Source organism: Prosthecobacter sp. (assembly GCF_029946185.1).
Classification (GTDB): domain Bacteria; phylum Verrucomicrobiota; class Verrucomicrobiia; order Verrucomicrobiales; family Verrucomicrobiaceae; genus Prosthecobacter.
In genome coordinates this window covers 1-5852 of record NZ_JAQSEA010000067.1, presented here as the reverse complement: position 1 = coordinate 5852, position 5852 = coordinate 1, and the positions used below count along the sequence as shown (strand labels likewise).

Here is a 5852-nt window from a genome sequence, read left to right as displayed (position 1 = left end):
TTGTTTCCTCGTGTTGCGGGTTTGCGCAAAGCACTCGGGCGCGCGCAAAACATGGTGACCAAACCGCCGTAGGACGGGCGGCAGTCACAGGGAGGCTCCGCCAGAGGGGCATCCCCAAAGTCCCGCAGCGAGGCACGAGAGAGGACAATTTGGGGAGACTGGTGGATGCCCTTGACGGCACGAACGTCCGGGAGGCATCAGAGCCGCATAGCGACAAGGGAGCGGGCGGCGTTCTTGGCTGCTCTTAGCAGCACTCATCTGCACGGAAGGATGTGCCTTGCGTTAGCGTGAGGCGTAGCCGGTAGCGTCGCAAGGCAGTGTCCTTTGGTGATCCTGGAGGCGGTGTGCAGTGCCGTGGTTCGGGGCAGCCGCGCCTTGCCTCGTGAAGGCTTGCTGAAGGCTGGCCCGAATGGCGGCACATGGCCGGAGCGAGGGCGTTACGGGAAGCGTCCCGTTAGAATGGGTAGCGCTGCACGCAGTAGGCGCGAGGGAAAGGCTTTTCCCGGCAAGAAAAGAATGTGCCCCAACCATCGCTACTCCACATGCCTGAATTACGTCACGGAGAATGCTGGCCCGATCTCATCCACAGTCGTGCCAAGAGTGAAATATCTCCATTGGCGTAGCCGCATCACCGTTTTTCCATTGGAAAAGACGCTGGTGGACCGTGCGGTGCAGTTTGTCCGTCTGCTGATTCAAAGGCAAAGATTCCAAGACTTCAGCATTTACCGGACTGCCTAACTGGCGGTGCCTTGAGGTATCTTCAAGCACGGGGAGCAAATCACGAGCGATGGTCAGACCACCCCGCACGTAGCCTATCATGAACGCCTCCTCCATCGCCCAGGCATAATCGCCGATGATAAATCGCTCGATGCCTGTGCAGTCTTTTCCCACCGCGCAGTAATGCCCCGTGAGACTGTGCTGACGATCCACCGGCTTACACTCGGCGAAGACCGCGTCCTGGCATTGATCCCAATCCACGCGATGCTCCCGGCGGAGTTTGAAAATCAGGTCAGGTTTCTTGCTGATTTTGACACCATCAAAGTTCACCACTTCGCTGCCGCGTGAGACGGACCGAAAGAAATGATGATCGAAGCCCTCCACCTCGCCCTTGTTCCAAACCCGATTTTCCAGCATGTTCTCCAGTCTCTCGGTGATTTGATTTTCACCCACTGTGGTCAAAGCATATCCATCCGCGCGAATCATCTCGAACGCTCGTGACACCGCTTGATGAACCGCGAAAGCTAGGCGCAGGCCAATTCGATCATGTGGCACCCGATAACGCGGCGGTGGCCTGGAAAACACGAGAGGCATCATGGACGTTTCGGCAGGGGAAAGTTCTTGTCCAAGTGCTCCCCGGCCAAATGAAGCGCGCAGAGTCGCGCGCGACTACGAGTCCAGAAGCGTCTCTGATTAAGCAGCCCCATTACAAGGCCACCATTCGGCACGGGCATGAGCACTCTGCTAGCTGAGGTTTCAGAAGCGACTCGCATCAGCTTCGCAATGAAGGCAGGCGTCGGTGTGAACTCATCGCCTTCAAGCAGCATAGTCAGGAACCGCCACGGAGGATTCCATACACCGTCGGCCTTAAGCACGACGCTGACGCAAACTCGCTGTTTCGCGATCTTGAACAAAGGCTGCAATGTGCGCTCCAGACTGGAAGCAAACGCGGAAAGTTCATGAGGTTTTGGTGCCGCCGCTGCTGGCTGTCGGGTGGAACGGTAGGGACCGTTGAACTCCACTGTTTCATCAACGACCTCCGCTTCGGCTGCTGTGAGACCGAACATCCGACACACGAAGGCATCCAGCTTTGTCCAGTCGGCGATTCGCTTCTGATCAATCGCCTCCGCCATCTCCATGATCTGCGTCCGCTCATTCTTGTCAAAATCTTCCACCATGGGAAAAGGGAATTCATCCAAGTCTGTCTTGATGAAAGTTCGATAGCTCGCTCCAATGCGCGGGCTTCTCATGTAGCAAAAGTGCCGGAAAAGATTGCTATGAAGAACCAGATGCAGCACCGCTACCAGCAACGAGGCATCTGCATGACCCGCCGCTGAATAGCCGTAGAAGCTCTGCGTGAAGCAGATGTCTTCATCCGCCACGCGGTATGACTTGGGCGTGGAGCGGTCTTCGCCCGGCTTCTGCGGGACGATCAAGAGAGGCGCTTTATAAGTCTCCTCTCCGCAAGTTTGATAAGGAGCTTGTCTGCCGTGCCTCTTTTCGAATGTCTGGGATTCATGCACACCCTCTAGGAGCGTGGTTTCTCCTGGCGGCTCAAACAGCCGGAGCTTGCGAAGCCATTTGGGCGCATCTTCCTCAGTCTTCCGAGGCTCCAGGCTGAACCCTCGATGCGAAACCAGCTTTCCCTGCCAGTAGGAACCTATCGTCCGCTTCCCACACGCTTTTCCCATCTTCTCCATGACCTCCACGTCTAGCGTGGTGCCCATTCCCAAAGCTTTGAGAAGCCAGCCACGCTCGATCAGCGAACGCCTGCCCACAGTATAAGCAGACTGATAGTCCAGACGAAACTCCCCCTTCTGACAAAACCGATCCTCACGCACGGGCGTCAAATAATGAAACTGACTTTCATCCGTGGACGGCTCATTGATCGCCCACATGAGCAACCAAGGCATTTTCATATTCGGCCAAACTTTCGTTTCTTCGAGGTCTGATCCATTGAGCACTCCCGTCACAGTGATCGCTTTCCAAACTGCATCCCGTGCTTGCTTACCAACATCGCTTTGAGTCAATGTAAGACGCGCATCCAGGGCGAAGGCAATGACACCATGCGGTCGCGCCCATTCTGTGGCCCGCCAGATGAAAGGCACATCTGGAACGCCTTCGGGATTTTGATACTCACGCGACTCTGTTTCGAGTTTCCGCGTCTTCAACACTCGACGACCAATCGCAGAGAAGTGTTTGTTCAAGAGCCTTAACCGCTCCTTGTCAGCATCCTTCATTTGTGCTGTCTCACCTTTCGGTTTTAGCCGCGTCCACGGCGGATTGCCGATCACGGCATCAAACCGACCGTCAAAGGATTTGTCCACATCATCCCCCAGGCTGCCCACCACAAAGCCGCGCTTGCGCTCGGCACTGTCCTTGGGTGCAAAGTTGAAGAGCACAAGGTTCTTGAGAGCAGCGGGTGCGTGCAATTCGGACAAGGGTTTGGTGATCTCATTCAGTTCGATGGCAGTGACATAGAGGCCGAGAGCAGCGAGACGCAGGGCGGATTCACTGACATCGAAACCACAGAGTTGCTTGTAGAGCACTTCATGGATGACGGCCTTGCCGGGGCGCTTCGCATCATCGCCTTTCTCTTTGCGATCCTTCTCCCACCGTCGGCGCACGATCTCACGGAAGGCCAGCACGAGGAACACGCCTGCTCCACACGCAGGATCGAGCACCTTAGCACGATGCGGCTCATCCAGGCCAGCCAATGCTTGATCCACCAGCAGCTTCGCCAGATTCTTCGGCGTGTAATGCACGCTGTCAGTGCGGGCGGCATCCGAGTCCCACTGATGACTGAAGGATTCATACACCTGACTGAGCACGCCCACAGGAATATGGCGGAAGTTCAAATCAGTCCAGTCCACTGCACCCGGCAGCATCATCTGCACATGAGTCTTCGAGACAGCCTCGTATCCTTTCAAAATCACTTCCAGGTGGAGAAACACCGCGCCGTCCGTCAGCTTGTCCGCGTCTTGATACGCTTGGAGATAAAGCCGCTTCCGTTCGCGTGTCGGTGTTTCCTTTGTGATCTCCTCCACCAGTGGCAACAAGTCGCCATTGAACGTCTCATCCAGCCAGACGGAAATTTGCGCCGCACGTTCCGCCGATGAGAAAACCCCCTGAAGCCCTCCGCTGCGTAGCGAGGCGGGCAGGTCATTGACATCAATGATGCGGCGATCCATAAGAAAGCGGAAAAACAACGCTCTGCCCGTCAGGGATAGAACCGTCAGCCCCTCCAATGGCCCCTCACCTTCCTCGCCCGCCAGAGCGAGTGAGGCGTTCGACATCAGCCGGTGAATCTCCGCAAACACAGGGTCCGCCTCCGTCATACGTCCCTCGACGACCCTGGTGCCGGAGGCCAGTTCCTGAAACAAGAACGGAGCACGCTCATCCTTGACCTGCACCACATCAAAGCGCCCTGACAGCAGCTCCTTCCGGTCCAAGTTCAGCGGATACAGGGTCAGATCTCCAGGCCGCGACACGGCTAGAACAGCGTGCTCCCCGCGATTGGCGAGTAACTGCTGCAAATCCTGCAATTGCTGGGGCTGGGGCGTGCTGGCGCTGCCATCCAGAAAATATATGACCGCCCGGCCTTGAAACTCCGCCACCGCCTGCGGCAGCGGCGTGGCACCGGACAAGTCACGCTCCGGCAGCAAGTCGAGGTATTGAATCTGCTCTGGCTTCATCTCCTTGCGCCGCAAGGGGATGAGCTTCGGGCAGCCAAAACGTCGCGCCAGAGTATTCAGGCTATCCAAGGCTTCATCACTAAGGTCGGCGGCAGGCATGGCTCAGAAACGTCGGATGGTTCCCACCAGAATGCCTGCGAGGCGATAGCTTCGCTCCGCCTCCGCAGAAATGACACGATCTGGGAAAGCCGGATTCTCTGCCTTCAATCGCAGCCCCTTGGAGGTGCGGTAGAGACGCTTGAGCGTGGCTTCCTCGTCCACCACCACGGCGGCGATTTCACCGTCCTGAAAATCTGGCTGCGCTGCCAGGATAGCAAGGTCGCCATCAAAGATGCCTGCCCCCGTCATGCTGTCTCCCTGCACCTTGAGCGCAAAGAGCTTCCGCCCGCGAAAAAGCTGCTTCGGCAGCTCCAGCGTGTCCTCCACATTTTCCAGGGCGAAAATGGGATGCCCTGCGGCGATGCGACCAAGCACTGGAACGCTGTGCATGTCCGTCCGACCAGGCCTGCCAGCCCGCCGCACCGGCAACTGGATGGAGCGGGGAGAGTTCCGCAAGCGCACCAAATATCCCTTCTTGGCGATCAACCGGAGGTGCTGGCTGGCTGCATTCGGGCTTTTGAACCCAAAGTCATCGCAAATTTCCTGCAAGGTAGGCGCGACACCACGCTTTGAGAGGTGGTCCTCTACAAAGTTCAGGACTTCCTCCTGGCGCTTGGTCAGTGCATTTTTATCGCGCATTTCTGCGGAACATACTGTAACCGGTTACAGTATTCAAGCCTCGCCGCGTTGGCAGGCATCTTTTTTCATCTCCAGCCTTGATCTGGGCTTGGCGGTGTTGACTCCGACTCGGATAAAGGGCCTGTTTGCCGCCGCGCTCGATCATCAGCTTCGCAAGCCAGAGCGGATCGGGAAGCAAGGGCAGAAACGGATACAGCCAAAGTTTTGTCGAGGTTTACAGCCCAAATGAAAGAAGCCGTATCGCTAAACGGCATTCAAATAACTGCTACACCTTCACTTGTCAGGGAAGCCGTTCTTGTTCTCCTGCCACCATGATTTCCATTTGGCAACGCCATCTGGCGTGGCGGATGATTTCAGTTCTGTCTTGGTAAAGGGAGCAGAGGGAATGCCCATCTTGGCAATGGCGACAGCAAAATCTCCAGGCGGCACCTCCAAGTTGGATTCGTCCATAAGTTCGATGAGGAGACTCACGGCGAACTTGTTGTTCGCGGCGGTCAGGCTGTCCAGCGTGGTCTGCCGGTAGTTCATGAGCATTCCCGATTTGGGCCTTCCTTCCTCCTTTTTGAAGAGGCGCTTGATGTAGTCAGCGGCGGTCGGGCATTCGCTGATGTATTGGGCAGCTTTGGCGGCAATGGCCTTTTTTTGGGTCTCTTTGGAATAGACGTAGAAGTTCTGTTTGAAGAACATCAGCAGTCCGGCAAC

The 5852-nt window shown here is 56.6% G+C and carries 4 protein-coding genes; all 4 read right to left on the bottom strand.

Annotated features, from left to right (window positions below):
• Positions 1–579: 579 nt before the first annotated feature.
• Positions 580–1314, bottom strand: coding sequence for a hypothetical protein (locus tag PSV43_RS04555; protein ID WP_300194235.1), 735 nt, complete (start codon positions 1312–1314; stop codon positions 580–582).
• Complete coding sequence (locus PSV43_RS04550) at positions 1311–4511, bottom strand: N-6 DNA methylase (protein ID WP_300194233.1); 3201 nt, start codon at positions 4509–4511, stop codon at positions 1311–1313. The genes PSV43_RS04555 and PSV43_RS04550 overlap by 4 nt, the downstream gene beginning before the upstream one ends.
• 3 nt (positions 4512–4514) lie before the next feature.
• Positions 4515–5150 carry a transcriptional repressor LexA gene (gene lexA / locus PSV43_RS04545; RefSeq protein ID WP_300194231.1) on the bottom strand — a complete coding sequence of 212 codons (636 nt, stop codon included), beginning with the start codon at positions 5148–5150 and terminating at the stop codon, positions 4515–4517.
• A 273-nt stretch (positions 5151–5423) separates the two neighbouring features.
• Positions 5424–5852, bottom strand: a 429-nt coding sequence (locus tag PSV43_RS04540) for a hypothetical protein (protein WP_300194229.1), incomplete at its 5' end; no start/stop codon positions are given.